Origin of the sequence: Gemmobacter aquarius (assembly GCF_003060865.1) — a bacterium.
GTDB lineage: Bacteria > Pseudomonadota > Alphaproteobacteria > Rhodobacterales > Rhodobacteraceae > Paragemmobacter > Paragemmobacter aquarius.
Map to the genome: position 1 here is coordinate 23,157 of NZ_CP028918.1, position 22,257 is coordinate 45,413.

General features: G+C 65.1%; 24 protein-coding genes. 11 read left to right on the forward strand and 13 right to left on the reverse strand.

The window, feature by feature from the left end; translation table 11 throughout:
* Positions 1–205: 205 nt before the first annotated feature.
* Complete coding sequence (locus tag HYN69_RS00130) at positions 206–655, reverse strand: DUF421 domain-containing protein (protein ID WP_108433960.1); 450 nt, start codon at positions 653–655, stop codon at positions 206–208.
* Complete coding sequence (locus HYN69_RS00135; protein WP_108433961.1) at positions 655–1,182, reverse strand: hypothetical protein; 528 nt, start codon at positions 1,180–1,182, stop codon at positions 655–657. Before HYN69_RS00135 ends, HYN69_RS00130 begins: the two co-directional genes overlap by 1 nt.
* A 430-nt stretch (positions 1,183–1,612) precedes the next feature.
* Here HYN69_RS00135 and HYN69_RS00140 point away from each other — a divergent pair, with 430 nt between their 5' ends.
* Together HYN69_RS00140 and HYN69_RS00145 are read left to right on the forward strand one after the other, a co-directional pair.
* Complete coding sequence (locus tag HYN69_RS00140; RefSeq protein ID WP_108433962.1) at positions 1,613–2,119, forward strand: hypothetical protein; 507 nt, start codon at positions 1,613–1,615, stop codon at positions 2,117–2,119.
* Between the two features lie 141 nt (positions 2,120–2,260).
* Positions 2,261–2,887 (forward strand): TetR/AcrR family transcriptional regulator, encoded by a 627-nt coding sequence (locus HYN69_RS00145; protein ID WP_108433963.1) that lies wholly within the window; start codon positions 2,261–2,263, stop codon positions 2,885–2,887.
* A gap of 7 nt (positions 2,888–2,894) precedes the next feature.
* Here the strand turns inward: HYN69_RS00145 and HYN69_RS00150 are convergent, their stop codons facing one another.
* Both HYN69_RS00150 and HYN69_RS00155 read right to left on the reverse strand, forming a co-directional pair.
* Entirely contained in the window at positions 2,895–4,034 is a 1,140-nt protein-coding gene (locus HYN69_RS00150; protein ID WP_108433964.1) for an alkane 1-monooxygenase, read from the reverse strand.
* Positions 4,035–4,073: 39 nt separating this feature from the next.
* Complete coding sequence (locus HYN69_RS00155) at positions 4,074–5,153, reverse strand: A/G-specific adenine glycosylase (protein ID WP_108433965.1); 1,080 nt, start codon at positions 5,151–5,153, stop codon at positions 4,074–4,076.
* An 81-nt stretch (positions 5,154–5,234) separates the two neighbouring features.
* On the opposite strand from HYN69_RS00155, the gene HYN69_RS00160 reads away from it, so the two are divergent.
* From HYN69_RS00160 to HYN69_RS00170, 3 genes are read left to right on the forward strand one after another with little or no spacing between them, the layout of a single operon-like run.
* Entirely contained in the window at positions 5,235–5,759 is a 525-nt protein-coding gene (locus HYN69_RS00160) for a DUF721 domain-containing protein (RefSeq protein ID WP_108433966.1), read from the forward strand.
* Positions 5,756–6,397, forward strand: a complete 642-nt coding sequence (locus HYN69_RS00165; RefSeq protein WP_407925238.1) for a DsbA family protein — start codon at positions 5,756–5,758, stop codon at positions 6,395–6,397. The genes HYN69_RS00160 and HYN69_RS00165 overlap by 4 nt, the downstream gene beginning before the upstream one ends.
* Complete coding sequence (locus HYN69_RS00170; RefSeq protein ID WP_108433967.1) at positions 6,398–7,519, forward strand: CaiB/BaiF CoA transferase family protein; 1,122 nt, start codon at positions 6,398–6,400, stop codon at positions 7,517–7,519.
* Here HYN69_RS00170 and lpxK read toward each other — a convergent pair.
* The 4 genes from lpxK to HYN69_RS00190 all read right to left on the reverse strand — a co-directional run bounded on the left by lpxK (position 7,504) and on the right by HYN69_RS00190 (position 10,710).
* Positions 7,504–8,502, reverse strand: coding sequence for a tetraacyldisaccharide 4'-kinase (gene lpxK / locus HYN69_RS00175; RefSeq protein ID WP_108433968.1), 999 nt, complete (start codon positions 8,500–8,502; stop codon positions 7,504–7,506). The genes HYN69_RS00170 and lpxK overlap by 16 nt on opposite strands.
* Positions 8,502–9,695, reverse strand: a complete 1,194-nt coding sequence (locus tag HYN69_RS00180; RefSeq protein WP_108433969.1) for a 3-deoxy-D-manno-octulosonic acid transferase — start codon at positions 9,693–9,695, stop codon at positions 8,502–8,504. Before HYN69_RS00180 ends, lpxK begins: the two co-directional genes overlap by 1 nt.
* Positions 9,696–9,708: 13 nt before the next feature.
* Complete coding sequence (locus HYN69_RS00185) at positions 9,709–9,954, reverse strand: DUF4170 domain-containing protein (protein ID WP_108436949.1); 246 nt, start codon at positions 9,952–9,954, stop codon at positions 9,709–9,711.
* A gap of 309 nt (positions 9,955–10,263) precedes the next feature.
* The gene (locus HYN69_RS00190) at positions 10,264–10,710 is read right to left on the reverse strand and encodes a hypothetical protein (RefSeq protein ID WP_159082311.1); all 447 of its coding nucleotides are present in this window, start codon (positions 10,708–10,710) and stop codon (positions 10,264–10,266) included.
* Positions 10,711–10,954: 244 nt separating this feature from the next.
* On the opposite strand from HYN69_RS00190, the gene HYN69_RS00195 reads away from it, so the two are divergent.
* Positions 10,955–13,405 carry a DEAD/DEAH box helicase gene (locus HYN69_RS00195; protein ID WP_174213588.1) on the forward strand — a complete coding sequence of 817 codons (2,451 nt, stop codon included), beginning with the start codon at positions 10,955–10,957 and terminating at the stop codon, positions 13,403–13,405.
* 179 nt (positions 13,406–13,584) lie between these two features.
* Here the strand turns inward: HYN69_RS00195 and dapB are convergent, their stop codons facing one another.
* On the reverse strand, positions 13,585–14,391 hold the full coding sequence (dapB, locus tag HYN69_RS00200) for a 4-hydroxy-tetrahydrodipicolinate reductase (protein WP_108433971.1): 807 nt from the start codon (positions 14,389–14,391) through the stop codon (positions 13,585–13,587).
* A 97-nt stretch (positions 14,392–14,488) separates the two neighbouring features.
* Between dapB and rbfA the strand changes: the two genes are divergently transcribed.
* Positions 14,489–14,908 carry a 30S ribosome-binding factor RbfA gene (gene rbfA, locus HYN69_RS00205; protein ID WP_108436951.1) on the forward strand — a complete coding sequence of 140 codons (420 nt, stop codon included), beginning with the start codon at positions 14,489–14,491 and terminating at the stop codon, positions 14,906–14,908.
* Here the strand turns inward: rbfA and uvrC are convergent, their stop codons facing one another.
* The 4 genes from uvrC to HYN69_RS00225 all read right to left on the reverse strand — a co-directional run bounded on the left by uvrC (position 14,909) and on the right by HYN69_RS00225 (position 18,863).
* Complete coding sequence (gene uvrC / locus HYN69_RS00210) at positions 14,909–16,801, reverse strand: excinuclease ABC subunit UvrC (protein ID WP_108433972.1); 1,893 nt, start codon at positions 16,799–16,801, stop codon at positions 14,909–14,911.
* Between the two features lie 312 nt (positions 16,802–17,113).
* Positions 17,114–17,890: an SDR family oxidoreductase gene (locus HYN69_RS00215; protein WP_108433973.1), complete on the reverse strand. Its 777-nt coding sequence runs from the start codon at positions 17,888–17,890 to the stop codon at positions 17,114–17,116.
* Between the two features lie 2 nt (positions 17,891–17,892).
* Positions 17,893–18,039 carry a hypothetical protein gene (locus tag HYN69_RS00220; protein ID WP_216824627.1) on the reverse strand — a complete coding sequence of 49 codons (147 nt, stop codon included), beginning with the start codon at positions 18,037–18,039 and terminating at the stop codon, positions 17,893–17,895.
* 29 nt (positions 18,040–18,068) lie between these two features.
* On the reverse strand, positions 18,069–18,863 hold the full coding sequence (locus tag HYN69_RS00225) for a S49 family peptidase (protein ID WP_108433975.1): 795 nt from the start codon (positions 18,861–18,863) through the stop codon (positions 18,069–18,071).
* 61 nt (positions 18,864–18,924) lie between these two features.
* Here HYN69_RS00225 and HYN69_RS00230 point away from each other — a divergent pair, with 61 nt between their 5' ends.
* From HYN69_RS00230 to HYN69_RS00245, 4 genes are all read left to right on the forward strand, one after another.
* Complete coding sequence (locus HYN69_RS00230; protein ID WP_108433976.1) at positions 18,925–19,818, forward strand: LysR family transcriptional regulator; 894 nt, start codon at positions 18,925–18,927, stop codon at positions 19,816–19,818.
* Between the two features lie 241 nt (positions 19,819–20,059).
* Positions 20,060–20,530, forward strand: a complete 471-nt coding sequence (locus tag HYN69_RS00235; protein WP_108433977.1) for a formate dehydrogenase subunit gamma — start codon at positions 20,060–20,062, stop codon at positions 20,528–20,530.
* Positions 20,531–22,048, forward strand: a complete 1,518-nt coding sequence (locus HYN69_RS00240) for a formate dehydrogenase beta subunit (RefSeq protein ID WP_108433978.1) — start codon at positions 20,531–20,533, stop codon at positions 22,046–22,048.
* Positions 22,045–22,257, forward strand: coding sequence for a DUF4287 domain-containing protein (locus tag HYN69_RS00245; protein WP_108433979.1), 213 nt, complete (start codon positions 22,045–22,047; stop codon positions 22,255–22,257). Before HYN69_RS00240 ends, HYN69_RS00245 begins: the two co-directional genes overlap by 4 nt.

Genomic DNA, 22,257 nt, shown 5'->3' on the forward strand with positions numbered 1-22,257 from the left:
GGTGCAACTCCCCGCCATGTCCATGGCGGGGTCTTTTTCGTTTGAAGGCGGGGCCATGCTCCATTGCGGGGACTATCCGTCTGCGTGGCGCAAGCGGAGTTTGACGCAAACTCCGCGCCGGAATTTGACGCAAATTCCGGGGCGTGGCGGTGGGGTCCGGTTTCTGCGTCAGAAACCGGCGCGAAATTTGCGTCAAATTTCGCCGTCAGCGCGGGTCTTTGGGGATGATGCTAATCGCCCCGCCGATTTCCAGCACCGCGCAGTCGATCTGGTCTAACCGTTTCAATCCCTGTTTCTCGCGCGCGGATTGCAGGATGTCGGACACATCCACCCGTGCGCGGCGCAGGGCGCGGGTGTCGAGTTCGCCGCCCGATATCAGTACGGTCGGCGTGCCGTCGATGGCAAGGCCAAGCGCGGGCGACCATGCCTTGGCATAGGACAGGACCACATCGGTCAGGGCGAGCGTGACGATGACGATTGCCGCCGTGGTGATGGAATAATCGTCGCCAAGCAGCGCCTGATCCGTGGTTTCCGCAACGATCAGCAGCAGGACAAAGTCAAACACGGTCACCTGCGCCAAGGTGCGCCGCCCCGCAAAGCGGGTGACGACCAGCAACACGAGATAGACCGAAACGGCGCGGATCACGCTGTCCATTATGGCAACACATAGGTTGTCAGCGTGGTCTCCTCGCCGCCGATGCCGATGGTATAGCTGGCAACCCCGGCCTTTTGCGACCGAAGCGAAAGGCGCAGCGCATTCGGGGCGGCAGGGTCGGGAAAGAAGGCAAGGCGCAAGGGATCGCCGCCGCGTTCCATCGCGGGGCGCGGGGTGATCGCCTCGATCTGGAACAACCGCTGCATATCGCTGCCGACGAGAAGTTCGGGGCCGGTTTCGGGACCGGAAAGCCGGATCGTCAGCGTCTCGGGCGCGCCACGGCGGGTGAAGCGGGGCCATGTCACCTCGGCGTTGCCGATGGTTACGTGGCCTTGGGCGAGCGTTCCGCCGCGACCGCCGATGCCGGTGGCGGCGATCAGCGCAACCAGCATGAACCCGCCCCATGCACAGCGCTGGGCGATCCAGAACCCTTCCTGAAACCGGCGGTTTTCATCGATCTGCAAGCCGTCTGGGCGGACGGGAGCCGCTTTGACCTTGGCGGGCGGTGTTCGGGCGGGTTCGGGCATGGCACTTTCCTTCGCCTTTCAACCCGTCGGGTCGGCTGATGTTCCTGTTGAGCCTTTGGTCCTTTTGCGGGTTCGGGCCGATTGCAGGTTCGGGCCGATTGCAGGTTCGGGCCGATTGAAGGTTCGGGCCGATTGCGCGTTAGGGATGTAACGGTTGTGCGAAAATAGTGAACGCTACCGTTCATCATCCTATTGCATACGCTGTCGTACAGTATATCTAGGGTCCAGACGAAACGAAACGACGGAGGCACCGATGTGCTGACAGAGATAGCGACCCTAAAGACTGCTCCCCGGGGCTAGGCCCCATTGGCCGCCAGGCCGAAACGGACTGAACAAACCGCATCGCCGAACCAAGGACCGACCGGATGATCCGGCGCGGAACGGTGGATGCTTGCCGACAAACACAATGATCCCACGAAAGGGAAACACCATGCGTAACATCATTCTCGCCTCGACCATCGCCATCGCTGCCCTGTCGGGTGTGGCCAATGCATCGTCCACCATCGTCGCTGCCGGGCCGGGCGATGTGCAACTGGCACAGATCGCCGGTGTGCAGCCGGGCAAATACAGCCGCGCCGAACTGCTGAACATCATCGACGCACGCTCGGAAAACGACGAACAGGCGTTGTCGTTCTACCTGTCGGGTGCCAACCGCGCTTCGGGGCAGGCGTCGGATGAAAGCCTTGCCCAACTGGCAGGCACGGCCGGTGTGGCGGCGGACGGGTATTCGGCGACCGAGTTGGCACGCCTGACCGATGCGCGCCGTGAAAACGACGCGTCGGCCGTGTCGTTCATCGTGAACCGTGCCGCCAAGGCACCGCTGCCTGCCGAAGCCGTGACCCCCGGCGAGGCGCAACTGGCCGCATTGGTCGGTGTCGATCCGGCCGACTACACGCTGGCCCAGCTGGTCGCCCTTCAGCCGCAAGCCGACGATTGATCCTTTTGCAAAGGATCGACCTTTGGCCACCCGCAGCGATGCGGGTGGCCTGACCATGCGCGGGGTGGCGAGATGACTTGTTTTGAACCTGAAGCAGGCATAGCCTTGGGGCAGCCGCCCAATGGCGATTGTGGAGACAGCATGGCCCTGCGCCTGCCCGGCAGACCGAAGGATATGGAAAAGCGCGAGGCAATCCTCGACGCTGCCCAAAGCCTGTTTGCCCAACGTGGCGTAGACGGCTGCCCGATCGAGGCGATCGCCGCGCAATCGGGCGTGTCCAAGGTGACGGTCTACGCAAATTTCGGCGACAAGGCGAAGATCTTCGATGCCGTCGTGCAACGCGAGACGGAACGCCTGCAACGCGCGCTTGCCTGCGCCAGCGCCGAAGGGTCAACGCTGGAAGAAAGGCTGACGCGCTTTGGCACCGCGCTGGTGGGGATGATGACCGCGCCCTGCCATCTGGCGCTGGACAAGGCGATCAGCCTGGAAGCTCAGCGCAATCCCGACATCGGCAAGCGGTTCTTCGATGCGGGGCCGGGACAGGTGTGCAAGCTTCTGGCCGGTATCATCGCCGATGCCTCGGCCCGGGGCGAGGTTCAGGTGGCCGAACCCGCCCGCGCGGCGCGCGATCTGCTGGGCCTGTGGCTGGGGTTCAACGCGCTGGAACGGCGGCTGTGCGGCACCTGCGACATCGACGCGGTGGGGCTGACCGCGCATGTCGGGCGCACCACGCGGCTTTACCTTTCGGCCTGCCAAGCCGTCACCTGACCGCCCGTCACCTGACGGGCTTGGGGTTCATGCCCTTGTTATAGGGCTTCCAGTCGGTGATGTCGGGGTAAAATGCCTTGCGCCACGCCCGCACGCGCGGGTTCATGATGCGCTTCCACAGGGGCGGCACCATCGCGGCAAGGGTCATCAGCGGGTAGCCGTGCGGCAGTTGCGGCGCTTCCTGTTCGCCGTAAGTCTGAAGCAGCGGAAAGCGGCGGTCGGGTTTGTAATGGTGGTCGGAATGGCGTTGCAGGTTGATAAGCAGCCAGTTCGACGCCTTGTGCGCCGCGTTCCAAGAATGGCGCGGCAGGACGTGTTCGTATTTGCCATTGCCCAGATGGCGGCGCGTCAGGCCGTAATGTTCGATGTAATTGACCAGTTCAAGCTGCCAGACCGCCACGGCGGCCTGAAACAGGAACAGCGCCAGCCCCTGCACACCGCCAAGCGCGAAGGCCAGCGCGATCATCCCCGCTTGCAGCGCCCAGTAACGCCAATAGGGGTTGGCGCGGTCGTGCCAGGGCAGACCCTTGCGTGCCAGCAGCGCCAGCTCTGCCGCCCATGCCGAACGGCGGCATTGCACCAGCACGCGCGGGAAAAAGCGGTGGAAGCCTTCGTTATAGCGGGCGGTCACCGGATCGGCGGGGGTGGCGACCCACAGGTGATGCACCCGCAGATGTTCCGACCGGAAATGGCTGTAAAGCACCATGGCAAGCAGGATATCGGCCAGCCAACGCTCGGCCTTCGGTTTCTGGTGCATCAGCTCGTGGCTGTAGTTGATGCCGATGGTGCCCGAGAGCACGCCGATCCCGAAGAACACCGCGAACTTTTCGGCGGTGCCAAGGTGGCTGCCATGTGTGACGACGTAGATCGTGCCGAACAGCACGGCAAACTGCACGGGCGCCCAGATCAGGGTGATCAGCCGGTACCAGAACAGGTCGGCATCGGGCGTGCCGGTTTCGGCGCTGTCCGCGTTCAGGCCCAGAAGCGCGTCGAGCAGCGAAAAGCTGCCCCATGCGGCAAGCGGGGCAATCAGGGTCCACCATCCGCCAAAGGTGGCGCTTATTGCGATGACCGGCACGAGCAACAGCGAAAGCCAGAACGGCAGGGCGTTTTTCAGGCGGCGCACTTCGGTTGCGGGTATCTGCATGGATCATCCGTTACTGGTCACAGGGCACAGGATAGCGCGTTAGTGGTCGGTCAGGAATACGGACGCCACGTCATAGGCTTTACGCATCACTGTGGGCAGGTCGCCGGGGCGAAAGTCGGGGTCGGGCAAAAGGTAGCCGCGTTCGGGGTTCAGCGCGGGCAGACGGGCGGCCAGAACCGTCAGGATCAGGTGGAAATGGGTGAAGGTGTGGCGCACCTCGCCCAAGGTTTGCCAATCGGCCGTGACGGGGGCGGTGCCACCCGCGCCATCCCACGGGCTGCCGGGAAAGCCGAGCATCCCGCCCAGAAGCCCCTTGTCGGGGCGGCGTTCCACCAGCCACGCGCCCCTGCCGTCACGGGCGATCCAGATCGTGCCTTGCCGTGTGGGTTTGGCGGCTTTCGGTGATTTGCGCGGCAATTCGGCCTGCACGCCTGCGGCGCGGGCGGCGCAGGGGTCACGCCACGGGCAGATGCCGCAGGCGGGGCTGCGCGGCGTGCAGATGGTCGCGCCAAGGTCCATGATGGCTTGGGCGTAATCTCCGGCGCGCGAGGGCGGCGTCAGTTCGGCGGCGAGGCGGGTGAGTTCGGGCTTTGACGCAGGCAAGGGAATGGTCACCAGCCGCAAGCGCGAGATGACGCGTTCCACGTTGCCGTCGACCACGGTGGCGGGTTCGTCATATGCGATCGAAGCTATTGCGGCGGCGGTATAGGGGCCGATGCCGGGCAGGGTAAGCAGCCCGTCCCGCGTGGCGGGAAACATCCCGCCATGGTCGCGCACAACGGCGCGGGAGCAAGACAGCAGGTTTCGGGCGCGGGCGTAATACCCGAGACCTGCCCATTCGGCCATGACATCGGCATCATCGGCGGCGGCAAGGTCGGCGACCGTGGGCCAGCGAGCGGTGAAGCGGGTGAAATAGTCGCGCACGGCGGCCACGGTGGTCTGTTGCAGCATCACCTCGGACAGCCAGACGCGGTAGGGGTCGGGGCGCACTCCGGCCTGCTTCTGCGAGGGCGGCGTGCGCCAAGGCATGATGCGGGCGTTCCGGTCGTACCACGCGAGCAGCATGTCGGGCAGCAAGTCGGGCAGCATGTCGGGCAGGTTTTCGGCAACGTCACGCATTCTTTATGCCCTGTCATGGGTCGGCATTTGCAGCCGACCTTGGTTGAGGCTTAGAATAGCGGGGAACGCCGAAAGGACCAGATGACCAAAGCGCCGATCCATATGCCCAATCCCTCGCGCCGGATGCGCGGGTTCGAGGCGACCTTCGGGTTCGTCAAGGACCCGATCCGCGCCGTGGGTGAAAAGCGCGGCTTTGCGGTGACGCGGCTTTTGACGCATTGGCCCGATGTGGTGGGCCAAGACCTTGCCCGGACCACGCGCCCCGTGAAGATCGGCTACAGCCGCGACGGGTTCGGGGCGACGCTGACGGTTCTGGTGTCATCGGCCCATGCGCCGATGGTGCAGATGCAGGTGCCGCGGATCATCGAGAAGGTGAATGCGGTCTACGGCTATGCCGCGATTTCCAAGATCAGCCTGACCCAGACCGCGCCGACAGGCTTTGCCGAAGGTCAGGCCGAGTTTCTGGCCGCGCCCAAGGCCGAAAAGGTGATCGACCCCGCCGTGCGGGAAAAGGCGGTCGAAACGGCCGCGCCGATTGCCGATGCGGGCTTGCGGGCTGCCCTTGAAGCCCTTGCCCAAAACATTTTAACTCGTCGCAAGACATGAAAAGGTTGAACGATATGCTGAAAACTCTGGTCGCCGCCCTGGCGCTTGCCCTGACCCCGATGCTTGCGACCGCGCAGGAAAACGCCGTGACCACGCCCGACGTGGCGGCGGTCGAGGTGCAGGATTTCTCGATCGGCGATCCGGCGGCAAAGGTGCAGATCACCGAATACGCATCTTTCACCTGCCCGCATTGCGCCAACTTTCACGCGACGGTCTGGAAGGACCTGAAGACCAATTACATCGACACCGGCAAGGTCTACTTCACCTACCGCGAGGTGTATTTCGACCGCTACGGCCTGTGGGCCGCGATGATGGCGCGCTGCGGCGGCGAGATGCGCTATTTCGGCATCGTCGACGTGCTGTTTGACACGCAAAAGGAATGGGCCGCTTCCGAAGACCCGAACGTGACGGTCGAGAACCTGAAAAAGATCGGGCGCTCGGTCGGGATGGATGACGCCACGCTCGACACCTGCATGAAGGATGCAGCCGTGGCCGAGGCGATGGTTGCCCGCTTTGAAGCCAACTTCAAAGCCGATGGCATCGAAGGCACGCCGACCTTCATGATCAACGGCACCAAACACTCGAACATGTCCTATGCGGATATGGCGGCGGTCATCGACGAAGAACTGGCCAAGTAAATGCCGGCACCGCTGGCGGGGGTAAAGGTCGTCGAACTGGCGCGGATTCTGGCTGGCCCATGGGCTGGCCAGACGCTGGCCGATCTGGGGGCCGAGGTCATCAAGGTCGAAGCGCCGGAAGGCGACGATACGCGGGCATGGGGCCCGCCTTTCATCGAACGCGAGGGCGACCGTTCCGCCGCCTATTTCCACGCCACCAATCGCGGCAAGCGGTCGGTGGTCTGCGATTTCCGCACCGCCGAGGGGCAAGAGATCGTGCGCCGTCTGGTCGCCGATGCCGATGTGGTGATCGAGAATTTCAAGGTGGGGGGCCTTGCGAAATACGGGCTGGACTACGCCAGCCTGTCGGCGCTGAACCCGCGGCTGGTCTATTGTTCGATCACGGGCTTCGGCCAGACCGGGCCTTACGCGCATCGGGCGGGCTATGATTTCATCATTCAAGGCATGGCCGGATTGATGAGCGTGACAGGCGCGCCGGACGGGCAGCCGCAAAAGGTGGGCGTGGCGGTGACCGATGTCTTCACCGGCGTCTATGCGGCGACCGCCATTCTGGCGGCCATCGTGCAGCGCGGTGTGACGGGGGTTGGCCAGCATATCGACATGGCGCTGATGGATGTGGCCGTTTCCATCATGGCGAACCAGTCGATGAACTACCTGACCACGGGGGTCGCGCCCGCGATGATGGGCAACGCGCATCCGAACCTTGCGCCCTATGCGGTGTTCGACTGTGCGGATGGCTGGATCATCCTCGCCACCGGAAACGACGGGCAGTATCGGCGGCTCTGTGCGATTCTGGGGCTTGAGGCGCTGGCGCAGGCGCCGGATTACCTGACCAACGCCGACCGTATCGCCAACCGCGTGGCCCTGACCGAAGCGATCACCGCGGCAACGCTGCGCTGGGCAAAGGCCGATCTGCTGGCCGCCTGCGAAGCGCAGGGCGTTCCCGCCGGCCCGATCAACGATCTGGCCGAGGTCTTTGCCGACCGCCAAGTGATCGCGCGGGGGATGCGGCTGGATATGGGCGGTGTGCCGGGGGTGCGGTCACCGTTCAGCTTTTCAGGGGCCGATCTGGCGCTGGGCAAGGCCGCGCCGAAACTGGGCGAAGATCAGGATATGGCCTGAGGCGTCAGGTTTTTCAGCCTGTGGTCCAGCGTGGCCCAATCGTCCAGCCTTAGTCTGACCGGAAAGGCCAGCACCTTGGGCCGGAACGATGCGGGCAGGCGCACGGCGTCTTTCTCGGTCGTTACCAGTTGCGCTCCACGCGCCTTGGCCTCTAGCTCCAGCCGCGTCAGAAGCGACGGCGCAAAGGGCTGGTGATCGGCCAAAGCCACGGTGCGGATCACCTCGGCCCCCTCGGCGCGCAGGGTGGCGAAGAACTTTTCAGGCCGCCCGATGCCCGCAAAGGCGATCACGCGGGTGCCATGCCAGTCCATTCCCATTTGCAAAGGTTGCAATGCGCCCGTCAGGTGCGGAACCGGCAGCGCGGGCCATTGCGACCTGAAACGGTCCTGCGCCTCGGGCGGGCCGATGGACAGCAGCAGATCGGCGCGGGCAAGCCCCACCGCCACGGGTTCGCGCAGCGGCCCCGCAGGCAGGCAACGCGCATTGCCAAAGCCCACGGCAGCATCGACGACGATCAGGCTGAGCGTTTTCTGCACGGCGGGGTTCTGGAACCCGTCATCCAGCAGCACCACGCTTGCGCCCGCAGCCTCGGCGGCACGCACACCTGCGGCGCGGTCCTTTGCCACCCAAGTGGGCGCAAAGGCCGACAGAAGCAAAGGCTCGTCCCCCGTCAGCGCGGCCGGGTGCGTGCGTTCATCGACGCGCAGCGGGCCAAGGGCGCTGCCGCCATAGCCACGCGAAACGACATGCGGCGCGTGGCCGAGCGAGGCGAGACGTTCCAAGAGCGCGATTGCGGTCGGGGTTTTGCCGGTGCCGCCCACGTTCAGATTGCCGATGCAGATCACCGGAACCGACGCGGCATAGCCCGTCTGGCGCATCCGGCTTGCGGTGGCGGCGGCATAGGCAAGGCCCAGCGGGGCAAGGGCGCGGGCCTGCCATGCAGGGCGGTCGGGCGGGGTGAACCAAAAGGCGGGCGGGCGCATCAGTCACCGTCCATGATGTGATGGATCAGCCCGTGGATATGTTCGGTCACTTCGGCCCCGTCCGATGTGACAGCCCAGGCGGCCTGGGCCAGACGCGCGGCGCGGTCGGGTGACAAAAGGTCGCCCAACGCCTCGGCCAGATCGGTCGGGCTGCCCACGGCGCGGGCGGCGCGGGCCGCGCCCAAGCGGCCGAATGTGGTGCCGAACATCCCCGGACGCGGGCCGTAAAGGATGGCCGAGCCAAGCGCCGCCGCTTCGAGCGGGTCGCGGATGCAGCCCTGCCCCGACAGGCTGCCCCCCATAAAGGTGATGGGCGCAAGCCGGTACCACAGTCCGAATTCGGCGGGGTTGTCGGCGATATAGACCTCGGTTTCGGCATCGGGTTCCTGCTCTTCGGACCGGCGGGCGACGGTCCAGCCCTCATCCGCCTCGATCCGTGCGGCAAGCGATTCGGCGCGGGCAGGGTCTTCGGGCACGATGATCAGAAGCAGGCGATGGGCAAGCCGCAGGGCCGCGCGGTGCGCGGCGATGGTGGCGGTTTCCTCGGCCTCGGGCAGGGACGCTGCCAGCCAGACGGGGCGGGTGGCAAGCTGGCGGGCAATCGCCTCGCGCTCGGCTTCCAGATGCGGAAGGGCGGCCGATTCCTCCTCCATCTTGCCCAGCACCTCGACCGCCGAAAGCGCAGCACCTGCCTTGCGAAAGGCGCGGGCCGCGGGTTCGTCGATGGTCAGCACATGGCGAAAGGTGCCGAGCAGACCCCGCGTCAGGCCGGGATACCAGCCATCGCGTTCGCGCAGGATATAGGGCGTGCGTGCGGCGACCATCAGCACGGGCAAGGCCCGCTCGCGCGCTTCGTGCAGCAGGGCGGGGCGCAATTCGCCTTCGGAAAACAGCGCAATTTCGGGCTGCCAGTGGTCAAGGAAGGACCGCGCCTCGGCGGGCGTATCGGTGGGCGGGGGCTGCAAGATCAGCCCCTGACGCGGGGCGATGTCGGCGGGGGTGGTGAACAGGACGGGGTGGCCGTCTTCGTCGATCACGCGGCGGGCCAGTTCAAGCATCGACCGCGCGATTTCCGCCGTTGGCGCATGCAGCCACACCAGCCGTCCCGCAGGGCGGGGCGGGCGGTCATGGACCTGCCCGAGGTCGCGCCGGTTGGACAGGTTGTAAAGCGTAAGCCCGAGTGAATACGCCATTTAAATCAGGTTCTTACCCACCGAATTCCTCGGTCGACGACCCTGCCGCAGCCTCATCCCGCAGGCGGTGGATATGGGCGATGTAGTAACGCATGTGGGCATTGTCGACGGTGCGCTGGGCTTCGGCCTTCCATGCCGAAAAGGCCGAGGCATAATCGGGATACATGCCGACGACATGGATTTTCGACACGTCCTTGAAAACGTTTTTCTGGGGCGAGACGAGTTCGCCGCCGAAGACGAGGTGCAGGCGTTGGGTCATCTGTGGTGCTCCGAGGGAGGAAGAGACGCCGCGCAAGGTAACGGCTGGCTGCGCGGGGGGGAAGGGGGATGCCCCGCTGTTCTTGCGGTTGGTCGGGCGGAAAAGGAAACGCGACCCGCGTTTCTCCGCCCGTGGCACGACCGTCTGGCTGGACCGGATCCACCCGACGCGCAATAGGCCAGCGCCCGCCATGGGCGGGACGGGCGCTGGCCGGTGGCTTTGGGCCACCGGCCCGATGTCGGACCCGTGGCGCATGGCAAGGCACGCGCCTTTGCCATTGGAAGCGGAAACCGGAATTGCGGAACGGGGCTAGCGCAACAACTCATAGACCGCAGCAAAGTCGGGCGAGAACTTCTGGTGGACGAATGTCCATGCCCCGTCGATGCGCGAGGCGGCGAGGAAGGCGTAGAGGCGGGCGCGGTCTGACCCGAACATCATCAGGTAAACCTCGAAATCGGGGCCGAGCGGGCGGGCGACGAGGACGGCGCAATCGTCGTAACCGAGGGGTGCGAGGGCTTCGAGGTCGGCGATCATACCTTGGCGGTTTTCTTGCACCATCATCACCGATCCGGGGTCGAGCGCCTCGGTCAACTCGCGGTAATCGCCGCGCAGGGCCGCATCGATCACGGGGGTCAAAAGGGGCGCCGATCCGGTGGTCAGCCCGTCTTCGCACAGGCCAGCAGCGCGGGCGGCGGGGGTAGCGAGGAGGACAAGGCCAAGGGCTGCGGCTAGAACAGGGCGGAACGAAACGGGCATGAAAGGCATCCGGTTTGGCAGGCTGCTTTCGGCATACACGCAAAAGCGCCGGTCCGGACAGAAAGATTAACGCCGCAGCGCAGGGACATGGCTGTATACAAACGGCCCCCGATCCTGTAGGGCGCAATCTGTTACGGCCCGAGACATCCGGTGCATGGCGGCGAGGAGGCCGACCAAGCGAAGGGGAGAGAGGTGCCGGACTTTGGCACTTTTCGGGCGCGATGCCGCCCCTTTGGGAAAAAACATGAACGATCTGGATATCGCCGCGCCTTTGGCAGCGGCTCTTGCGGCCAAGGGCTATGACGCCATGACGGCTGTGCAACTCGCGGTTATTGCGCCCGAAGTTGCGGGACGCGACCTTCTGGTTTCGGCACAGACCGGCAGCGGCAAGACCGTTGCATTCGGCCTTGCCATGGCGGGCGAAGTGCTGGGCGGCGTGGACAAACTGCTTTACGCCGACAAGCCGCTTGCGTTGGTCGTGGCGCCCACGCGCGAATTGGCCCAGCAGGTGCAGCGCGAATTCGAATGGCTTTACGGCTCCACGGGCGCGCAGATCGCGTCTTGTGTCGGGGGCATGGATTACCGCACCGAAAAGCGGGCGCTGGACCGTGGCGCGCATATCGTCGTCGGCACGCCGGGCCGTCTGCGCGACCATATCGAGCGCCGGTCGCTCGACCTGTCGGGCGTCAAGGCGGTGGTGCTGGACGAAGCGGACGAGATGCTCGATCTCGGCTTCGCGGAAGATCTCGAATTCATCCTCGGGTCGGCGTCGGAAGACCGGCGCACGATGATGTTTTCGGCCACCGTGCCGAAAGAGATCGAAAAGCTGGCGGCAACCTTCCAGCGCGATGCGCTGCGGATCGTGGCGCAGGGCGAATCGCGCCAGCACACCGATATCGAATACCGCGCCATGTCGGTGCAGGCGCGTGACCGCGAACACGCGATCTTCAACGTGCTGCGTTTCTACGAGGCGCAGACCGCGATCGTGTTCTGCAAGACGCGGGTGAACGTGAACCATCTGCTGGCCCGCATGGCGAACCGTGGCTTTCAGGCCGTGGCACTGTCGGGCGAGCTGAGCCAGACCGAGCGGATGCATGCGCTGCAGGCGCTGCGTGACGGGCGGGCGCGGATCTGTATCGCCACCGACGTTGCGGCGCGGGGCATCGATTTGCCGGGGTTGGAACTGGTGGTCCATGCGGATCTGCCCAGCAATTCCGAAACGCTGCTGCACCGGTCGGGGCGCACGGGACGGGCGGGCAAGAAGGGTACTTCGGTGCTGATCGTGCCGCCGGCGGAATTCAAAAAGGCGCAGCGGTTGCTGCAAGGTGCCAAGCTGGCTGCCGAATGGGGCAAAGCCCCGTCTGCGGAAGAAGTGCAGGCCAAGGATGACGTGCGCCTGCTGGAGCATCCCGCTTTGGCTGCCGATGCGGCGGACGAGCAGGTGATGGTGTCGCAACTGCTGGAACGTTTCGGTCCCGAGCAGGTCGCCGCCGGTTTCGTGCGGCTGTGGCGCGAGGGGCGTTCTGCGCCCGAAGTGCTGTCGGATGCGGTCACGCCCGTCGCTTCGGCCCCGCGTGAACGCGGGGAATTCGGGCCTTCGGTCTGGTTCTCGCTTTCTGTTGGCCATACCGGACGGGCGGAAGCGCGTTGGTTGCTGCCCAAGGTGTGCGAACAGGGCGGGATCACCAAGGACGGGATCGGCGCGATCCGTGTGCAGCAGGAAGAAACCTTCATCCAGATCGCCGATCAGGTCGCAGGGCGCTTCCCGCAATCGGTCGAGATCGAACCCGGTCTGGTGCTGACGCGTCTGGCGGGTGAACCGTCGATGGAACGCGCGGAACGCCCCGCCTATGGCGCGGGCAAGCCCGAACGCCGCGCGCCTGCGCCGCGTGCGCCGCGCGAGGACCGTCCCGCCCGCGAAGAGCGTGCGCCGCGTGACGATCGTCCGGCTTACGTGCCCAAGCCTGCGCGTGTGGTCGAGGAAGGCTCGGGCTGGTCGCCCGCCGACAACGCCCCGTCCGCCGAGGCTCCGGCCGAGAAAAAGCCCTATGCTCCGCGCGCTGCTTACGGCGAGAAGAAGCCTTACGAGAAAAAGGCTTACGCTCCGCGTGACGGTGCCGCGCCGCGCCCGGCCTATGGCGAGAAAAAGCCCTATGCCCCGCGTGAGGGTGGCGAACGGTCGTCGGCCCCGCGTCCGGCCTATGGCGAGAAAAAGCCCTATGCACCGCGCGACGGGGGCGACAAGCCGTCCTATGCGCCGCGTGCGGCTTACGGGGACAAGAAGCCCTATGCGCCGCGTGCCGCAGGGGCTGAGGGTGACGACAAGAAACCGCGCTGGAAGGCCGAGACCGGCAAATCGGCAGGGTTCAAATCGCATGGCGGGCCGGAAGGCGCTGGCCGTGCGGCAGGGTCGAAATCGCATGGCGACAAACCGTCCTATGCGCCGCGTGGCGACGGTCCGGCAAAGCCGCGTGGCGAATGGGCGGGCAAATCGGATGCCAAGCCCGCCTACCGTGGCAAGTCCGAAGGCAGCGCCGATGCGCGGCCGTTCAAGGGCAAGTCCGATTTTGGCGCCAAGCCTGCCTTTGGCAAGCCTGCGGGGGCCAAGCCCTTTGGCGCAAGGCCGAAGCCCGCGGCACCGCGTGCGGATGCCAAGGACACGTCCAAACGCTTTGTGCCGCCGAAGAAGAAGTGATCTTTCAGGTTTCGTGACAGGGGGCCGTTCGGGAAACCGGACGGCCCTTTTTGTTGACCAAACGGAGCGGCGTGCCGCCGCAAGCCACTTATCTCGCTTGCGCTCGGGGTCAGGGGGCTTTCAGCCCCCTCGGCCTTGCGGCCTCACCCCCTGAGGATATTTGGGCGAGTGTGAAAGGGTCAGAGGCCCAGCACATCCATCATGTCGTATTGGCCGGGTTTCTGGCCCTGGCCCCAGAGCGCGGCTTTGAGAGCGCCGCGGGCGAAGATGGCGCGGTCGGTTGCGACGTGGCGCAGGATGATGCGTTCACCTGCTGCGGCGAAAAGCACGTCATGTTCGCCCACGATGTCGCCGCCGCGGATGGCGGAAAAGCCGATGCTGCCGGTTTCGCGCGGGCCGGTGATGCCGTCGCGGCCTGACACCCGCGCCGCATCGAGCGCCACGCCGCGGCCTTGGGCGGCGGCTTGGCCCAGCATCAGCGCGGTGCCTGACGGGGCATCGACCTTGTGGCGATGATGGGCTTCGATCACCTCGATATCCCAGTCGGCGTCGAGGGCGGCGGCGACCTTTTGCGTGAGTTTCACCAGCAGGTTGACGCCGAGCGACATGTTGCCCGCCCGCACGATGACGGCATGGCGGGCGGCGGCGTCGATCGCTGCCAAGTGGGTGGCTTCCAGCCCCGTGGTGCCGATCACATGCACGGCGCGGGCTTGTGCGGCGAGGGCTGCGAATTCCACCGTGGCGGCGGGGGCGGTGAAGTCGATCACCGCTTGCGCCGATGCGAAGGCTTCGAGCGGGTCGTCGGTGACGGTGACGCCGAGCGCGGCACCCCCCATGCACAGGCCCACGTCGCGGCCGATCCATGCGTGGCCTGTGCGTTCCACGCAGCCGACCAGACGCGCCTTGTCCGATGCGGCGACTGCGCCGATCAGCATCTGCCCCATGCGGCCCGATGCGCCCGTGATCACGATACCCGGCTGTTCCATGCGAAATCCCCCGCCTTTTGCCCCGCTTTAGCCGCTTCGCCGAAGCGGTGAAAGCCTGCCGTTGCGCGGCGGGGGCAAAACCCCTATGGAAGCCCCCATGTCAAGCAAGCGCCCCCAATCCCAAGGCTCCAAGCAGCGCCAGCTGCGCGTCGGCGAACTGATCCGCCGCACCCTTTCCGATATGCTGTCGCGGGGCGAGATCCATGATCCCGAACTGAACCGCATGTCGATCACCATCGGCGAGGTTTCGTGTTCGACCGACCTGAAGGTGGCCACGATCTATGTCATGCCGCTGATGGGCACCGGAACGGCACCAGAGGCCTGCACGGCGCTGGCGCGCAATGCCTATGAATTCCGCCGCCGCCTTGGCCGCGAGATGACGCTGAAATATGCGCCCGAGCTGCGGTTCCTGCCGGACCTGACCTTTGACCGGCTGGATGAAACACGGCGGCTGTTCGCGGACGAGGTCGTGCAGCGCGATATCGCCGCCAAGGATGATGACGGCGACGACGACTGATCAGCGGTCGTGAAAGAAGTCGTGGATCACCTGCGCCATCGCTTCAGAAATGCCGTCGACCGCCATCAGGTCTGACACCCCCGCCCGCGCCACCGCCTTGGCTGACCCGAAATGCGCCAGCAGCGCGCGTTTTCGGGTGGCCCCGACGCCCGGCACATCATCCAGCGGGGTGACGCTGATCGCCTTGGAGCGTTTTGCCTTGTGCGCGCCATTGGCCCAGCGGTGCGCCTCGTCGCGCAGGCGCTGGATGAAGTATAGAACGGGGTCGTTCCGTTGCAGGGCAAAGACCGGTTCGCCGGGGCGGTAGAATTCCTCCTTGCCCGCGTCGCGGTCGATGCCTTTGGCCACGCCGACAAAGGGCACGTCATCGACGCCAAGCTCGGCCAGAACCCCTGCCACCGCCGACACCTGCCCTGCGCCGCCGTCGATCAGCAACAGGTCGGGCCATGCGTCGGTCTTGCGGTCGGGGTCGTCCTTTAGCAGGCGTTCGAAGCGGCGGGTCAGCACCTCTTTCATCATGCCGAAATCGTCGCCCGCCTTGCCTGCCGCGCCCTTGATGTTGAACTTGCGATACTGGCCCTTGATGAAGCCTTCGGCCCCTGCCACGACCATGCCGCCCACGGCATCAGACCCTTGGATATGCGCGTTGTCGTAGATCTCGATCCGTTTCGGGGCTGCGTCGAGGTCGAAGGCATCGGCCAGACCGATCAGCAGTTTGGACTGCGCCGCCCCTTCGGCCATGCGCCGCGCCAGCGATTCACGCGCGTTGCGGGCCGCGTTTTCCATCAGCTCGGCCTTTTCGCCGCGCAGGGGCACGGCGAGTTCCACCTTGCGCCCCGCGCGTTCGGCCAAGGCTGCTGCCACCAGATCGGGGTTTTCCACCTCGTGCGACAGCAAGACCAGACGGGGCGGTTCCTTGTCGTCGTAGAACTGGGTGACGAAGGCTTCGAGGATTTCGGGTTCTTCCGCGCCAGACCCTGTGCGCGGGTAAAAATCGCGGTTGCCCCAGCTTTGGTTGGCGCGGATGAAGAAGACCTGCACGCAGGCCTGCCCGCCCTCCAGATGCAGGGCGATCACATCGGCTTCGGCAACGCCCTTGGGGTTGATGCCTTGCGCCTGCTGCACATTGGTCAGCGCGCGGATGCGGTCGCGCATCGCGGCTGCCCGCTCGAACTCCATCGCTTCCGAGGCGGCGGCCATGGCGGTCGCAAGCTCGGCCTGTATCTGGGTCGATTTGCCCGACAGGAACTGTTCGGCATCATGCACCTGCGCGGCATATTCGGCGGGCGTCACCTTTCCCACACAAGGCGCGGAACAGCGCTTGATCTGGTGCAGCAGGCAGGGGCGGGTGCGGCTGGCAAACATCGGGTCGCTGCAGGTCCGCAGCAGGAACACCCGCTGCAACTGGTTCAGCGTGCGGTTCACCGCCCCGGCTGAAGCGAAGGGGCCAAAGTAACTGCCCTTTTCCGACCGCTTGCCGCGATGCTTCTTGATCTGGGGGAAGTCATGTTCTTTCCCGATCAGGATGTTGGGGAACGACTTGTCGTCGCGCAAAAGCACGTTGTAGCGCGGCTTCAATTGCTTGATCAGGTTCTGTTCCAGCAGCAGCGCCTCGGTTTCCGTCCGCGTGGTCAGAAACATCATCGACGCGGTTTCCGAAATCATCCGCGCGATGCGGCCCGAATGCTGGGCGGAGGGGCGGCTGTAATTCGTCACCCGCGCCTTGAGGTTCCGCGCCTTGCCGACATACAGCACCTCGGCCTTGGCGTTCAGCATGCGGTAGACACCGGGCGACGCGTCGAGCGTGCGGAGGTAGCCGTGGATCACCGCGTGACCCGTGGGCACCCGCGCTTCGGGCACGGTTTCGAGGCTGTTTTCGCTGTTCTCGGTCATCGTTCCGAACGCTGTTTCCCGCAGATGTCGATTCTACTTCCGGCTGCACCGCCAAAGCCACAAGAGCAAGAGCAAAGCTGTCCACTCTTTCTGTGGATAACTAGGTGGGCAAGTTTTGGCGAGCGGCGGATTCTCCTTGTTTTTGGCCCGTTTCGCTGGGGTGCCTCATTTTTAGGCATAAATTTAACTTATTGAAATTAAACGAAATTATTTTCAACATAGGGCAAATACCTGAAATTCTTGACGAATTCGTAACGGCTCTGTGACCGTGTTAATGGAAGTGGACAACTTACGGCTGCGGTAGCGTCAGGTTTATTCGACATCTACCACATCGGGCGTTTCCCAGGCCAGGTGTTGCCCGCCGTCTACCGCGATCATTTGCCCTGTGATTGCGGGCGAATCGAGCAGGAAGCCCAAGGCGGCGATGATATCGGCCTCGCCCGCGCCGCGCCGCAGGATCGTGGCGGCCCGCTGCCGTGCAAAGGCCGCCTCGGTCTGCCGCCCGCCGCGCAGGGTGGGGCCGGGACCGATGCCGTTCACCCGCACATCGGGGGCAAGGCCTTGTGCAGCGGTCTGGGTCAACGCCCAAAGCGCCGCCTTGGCCAGCGTATAGGTCGAAAATTCAGGCGTCAGTTTCCAGACGCGCTGGTCGATCATGTTCACCACCAAGCCCGGCGCCAAGGGTTCGCCGTTCTCGTCGGGCACCGCTGCGGGCACCTGTGCCGCGAAGGTCTGGATCAGCAGATAGGGCGCGCGCAGGTTCGATTCCATATGCCGGTCCCAGCTTTCGCGGGTGGCGCTGCGGATCGTGTCATGCTCGAAGATCGAAGCGTTGTTGACCAGCACCGTCAGCGGCCCGCCCAGTGCGGCGGCGGCGCGGTCCACAAGGGTTTCCGTTTCAGCCTCGACGCACAGGTCGGCCTGCAGGGCCACCGCCCGCCGCCCCAACGCGGTGATCTCGGCCACCACGGCTTCGGCCTCGGCCCGGCTGTGGGCGTAATGCACGGCCACGTCATACCCGCGCCGCGCCAGATAAAGCGCCATCGCGCGGCCAAGTCGCTTGCCCGCCCCCGTCACCAAAGCCCGCATTGTCATCCCTTTTTGCAGTCGCAACCTGTCTTGCCGAGCAGATAGCGCCCGCAGCGCGGACAACTAGCCGCTTTCGGCAGTTGCCGCCGCAAAACCCGCTTCACCGATCCCGGCGCGATGGCGTTGCCGATCATGCCGATGGCGGCCATGACCAGAAGGAAAAAGATCGCGCCCTTTATCACAGCCCGTACCGCGCCCAGAGTGCGCGTTCCTCGACCCCCTGCAACAGCCCGTCGGTCGCGGCCATGCCCAGACGCTGCAACAGGCTGCGGCGCTGGCCAAGCGGGACCAGCCGCGCCTTGTCGCCGTAAAGCGCTTTCAGCTTGGGCACCACATGCGCCACGCCGTCCACAAGCCCCAGATCGACCGCCTGTTGCCCGACCCAGACATCGGCGTTGAACAGATCGGCGCTTGCGTCGATCCGTGCCCCGCGCCGCGCTTTGACATGGTCGATAAAGGCCTGATGGATCGGGGCCTGCAACGCTTTCAGCCGATCGATATCTTCGGGCTTTTGCGGCAGGAACGGGTCGGCAAAGGATTTCGACCGCCCCGCCGTGACCACGCGGCGTTCCACACCCACCCGCGCCATCGCCTCGGGGAAACCGAACGAGGCGAAGATCACCCCGATCGACCCCACGATCGAGGACGCATCGACCCAGATGTCATCGGCAGCGCAGGCCAGCCAATAGCCGCCAGATGCCGCAACGTCTTCGACAAAGGCGTGGACCGGCACGCCCTTTTCATCGGCCAGCCGCCGGATGCGCGCCGCGATCAGCGACGATTGCACCGCCGACCCACCCGGCGAGTTGATGACCAGCGCCACCGCCGCAGGCTTGCCACGGGCAAAGGCGCGTTCGACCAAGGGCGCAAGCCCTGCATCCGACAGGCCACGCGAACCCCCGCCAATCGCGCCCGACAGGCGGATGACGGGCACATAGGCGGGCTTCTTCACAAAGGGGATAAAGCGTTTCATGCAGCAGAGGTAATGGCCGCAGCCCTTGCGGACAAGCACCTTATCGGGTCAGGCTTGTCACATGATCGACAAGCTGGAAATGTTCATCGCCCTTGCCAACGAACGCCACTTTGGCCGCGCGGCCGAGGTGTGCGGCGTGACCCAGCCCACGCTTTCGTCGGCGATCCGCCAGCTTGAGGAACAGCTTGGCGTGCAGCTCGTGTTTCGCGGGTCGCGCTTTCAGGGGCTGACACCCGAAGGCCAGCGCGTGCTCGATTGGGGCCGCCGCATCGCGGGCGACATGCGGGCGCTGAAAGACGAGATGCGGGCGGTGCGGGCGGGCCTGTCGGGCAACATCCGGCTGGGCGTGATCCCGACCGCGCTGCCGATGATCGCGGGGCTGACCGGCCCGTTTACCGCCCGCCACCCAAATGTGCGCGTCACGATCCTGTCGCGCACCAGTGCCGAGATTTTGGCCGGTATCGAAAGCCTCGATCTTGATGCAGGGATAACCTACCTCGACAACGAACCCTTGGGCCGCGTGGCGCAGGTGCCGCTTTACGCCGAATTCTACCGCCTGCTTTGCGCCACGGGTTCGCCCCTTGCCGAGCGTGAAAGCGTGTCATGGGCCGAGGTGGCCGAACAGCCGCTGTGTCTGTTGACCGGCGACATGCAGAACCGCCGCATCGTCAACCAGCATCTGGCCGAAGCGGGCACCAGTATCACCCCGCAGATCGAAAGCAATTCGACCATCGCGCTGACCGCCCATGTGATGACGGGTCGCTGGGCCAGCATCGTGCCGCGCGAACTCGCGCTGATGTTTGCGGGTGGCGGGCAGTTGCGCGCCATTCCCATCGTGGAACCCGAGGTCGAGCACCTTGTGGGCATGATCGCCGCCCGCCGCGACCCGCTGACACCGGTTCTGGCCGCGCTGATCGCGGAAGCGGAACGGTTTGCCAAGGGGGCGGGGGTTTAAGGACGATAGGGTAGGGGCGCGCCCGACCTGCGGGGTGGGTGCACGTATACGTGCGCCCGCCCCGGGGGGCGGGTCGGGCGCGCCCCGTGGCTTTGGGCCACGAGGCAATCCCTGTCGTTCCATCCGTGAGCCGACACGTCCCTAGCCGTTCAATAGACCGCGTCTATCAAACAACGGGAAATCGATATTGATTCCCCTATCGTTCCGCGTCATCACCCTTGCATCAGACAAAGGGCCCGACATGACGCTTTCCACGACCGAAATCCTTGCGAGAACCGAGGAAATCCTGACCGCACATGACGGACTCGAAGGCCCGCTCTTGCCGATTCTGCACGCGATACAGGCCCAGTTCGGTTACGTTCCGCGTGACACGCTGCCGGTCATCGCCAAGCGCCTGAACCTGTCGAAGGCCGAAGTGCATGGCGTGATGTCGTTCTACCACGACTTCCGCGAAGACCCCGCCGGTCGCCACATCCTGAAACTCTGCCGCGCCGAGGCGTGCCAGTCGATGGGCGGCGACCGTGTCGCGGCCCATGCGCAAAAGGCGCTTGGCATCGAATGGCACGAAACCACCCGTGACGGGCAGGTGACGCTGGAGCCGATCTTCTGCCTTGGCCTGTGCGCCTGTGCGCCTGCCGCGATGATCGACGGCAAACTGGTCGGCCGTGTCGACGAAGCCCGTCTTGATACCATTATCGCAGGGGTCCGCTGAATGAAGATCTACGTTCCCCGCGACGCCGCCGCCCGCGCCCTCGGCGCGGATGAGGTTGTGAACGCCATCACCATCGAAGCGCAAAAGCGCGGCGTGACGGTTCAGATAATCCGCAACGGATCGCGCGGCATGGTCTGGCTGGAACCGCTGGTCGAGGTTGTCACCGATGCCGGACGCATGGCGTTCGGCCCGATGACCACCGCCGATGTGGCGCAAATCTTCGACGGCGGCCCGCTTGCCCTCGGCCTTACCGACCAACTGCCGTGGATGGCGCAGCAAACCCGCCTGACCTTTGCCCGTGTCGGCCTGATCGACCCGCTGTCGCTCGCCGATTACGAAGCCCACGGCGGCCTTTCCGGTCTGCGCCGCGCGCTGACGCTCGACGGCGCGGCCATCGTGAAAGAAGTCACCGATAGCGGGTTGCGTGGTCGTGGCGGCGCGGGCTTTCCCACCGGCATCAAGTGGAACACGGTCGCAGGGGCCAAGGCCGACCAGAAATACATCGTCTGCAACGCCGACGAAGGCGACAGCGGCACCTTTGCCGACCGCATGCTGATGGAGGGTGACCCGCTTACCCTGATCGAAGGCATGGTCATCGCGGGCCTCGCCACGGGGGCGACCAAAGGCTACGTCTACATCCGCAGCGAATACCCCGACGCGATCGAGGTGATGTCCGCCGCCGTGACGATTGCCCGCGATGCTGGCATCCTCGGGGCATCCATCCTCGGCACCCCGAACGCCTTTGACATGGAAATCCGTGTCGGCGCGGGGGCCTATGTCTGCGGCGAGGAAACCTCGCTTCTGAACAGCCTCGAAGGCAAGCGCGGCGTGGTCCGCGCCAAGCCGCCGCTGCCCGCGCTGCAAGGCTTCCTTGGCCGCCCGACGGTCGTGAACAACGTGATTTCGCTGGCGACCGTGCCGGTGATTTTCGAACGCGGTGCCGCGTTCTACAAGGATTTCGGCCTTGGCCGGTCGCGTGGCACCATCCCGCTGCAAATCGCCGGAAACGTGAAACAGGGCGGCTTGTTCGAAACCGCCTTCGGCCTCACCCTCGGCCAGATCGTCGATACCATCGGCGGCGGCACCGCCACGGGCCGCCCCGTCAAGGCGGTGCAGGTGGGCGGGCCGCTCGGGGCTTATTTCCCGCGCGACCTGTTCGACACGCCCTTCGGCTATGAGGAATTCGGCGCCAAGGAAGGGCTGATCGGCCATGCCGGTCTGGTGATCTTTGACGACAGCGCCGACATGCTGAAACAGGCCCGCTTCGCGATGGAGTTCTGCGCCATCGAATCCTGCGGCAAATGCACCCCCTGCCGCATCGGCGCGGTGCGCGGCACCGAAACCATCGACCGCATCGCCAAGGGCGACGCTGCTGCCATCCCGCTGCTGACCGACCTGTGCAGCACCATGAAATCAGGCTCGCTCTGCGCGCTGGGGGGGTTCACGCCCTATCCGGTGCTGTCGGCCCTGACCCATTTCCCTGACGACTTCGCCCCCATGAAGGAAGCCGCCGAATGACAGAAACTGTCAAAGGACCGGCCTCGTACTTTCCTTCGATCGAGGCGAAGTACGGCCAGCCAATCCAGCACTGGTTCGACCAGATCGCTGATCGTCTGGATCAAACACATATGCAGATCGTTTCCTTTCTCAAGGAAACCCACGCGATGGGCCACGGCCATGCCAATGCCATCGTCGCCCACCAGCTTGCCAAGAAAAAAGGTGCCTGA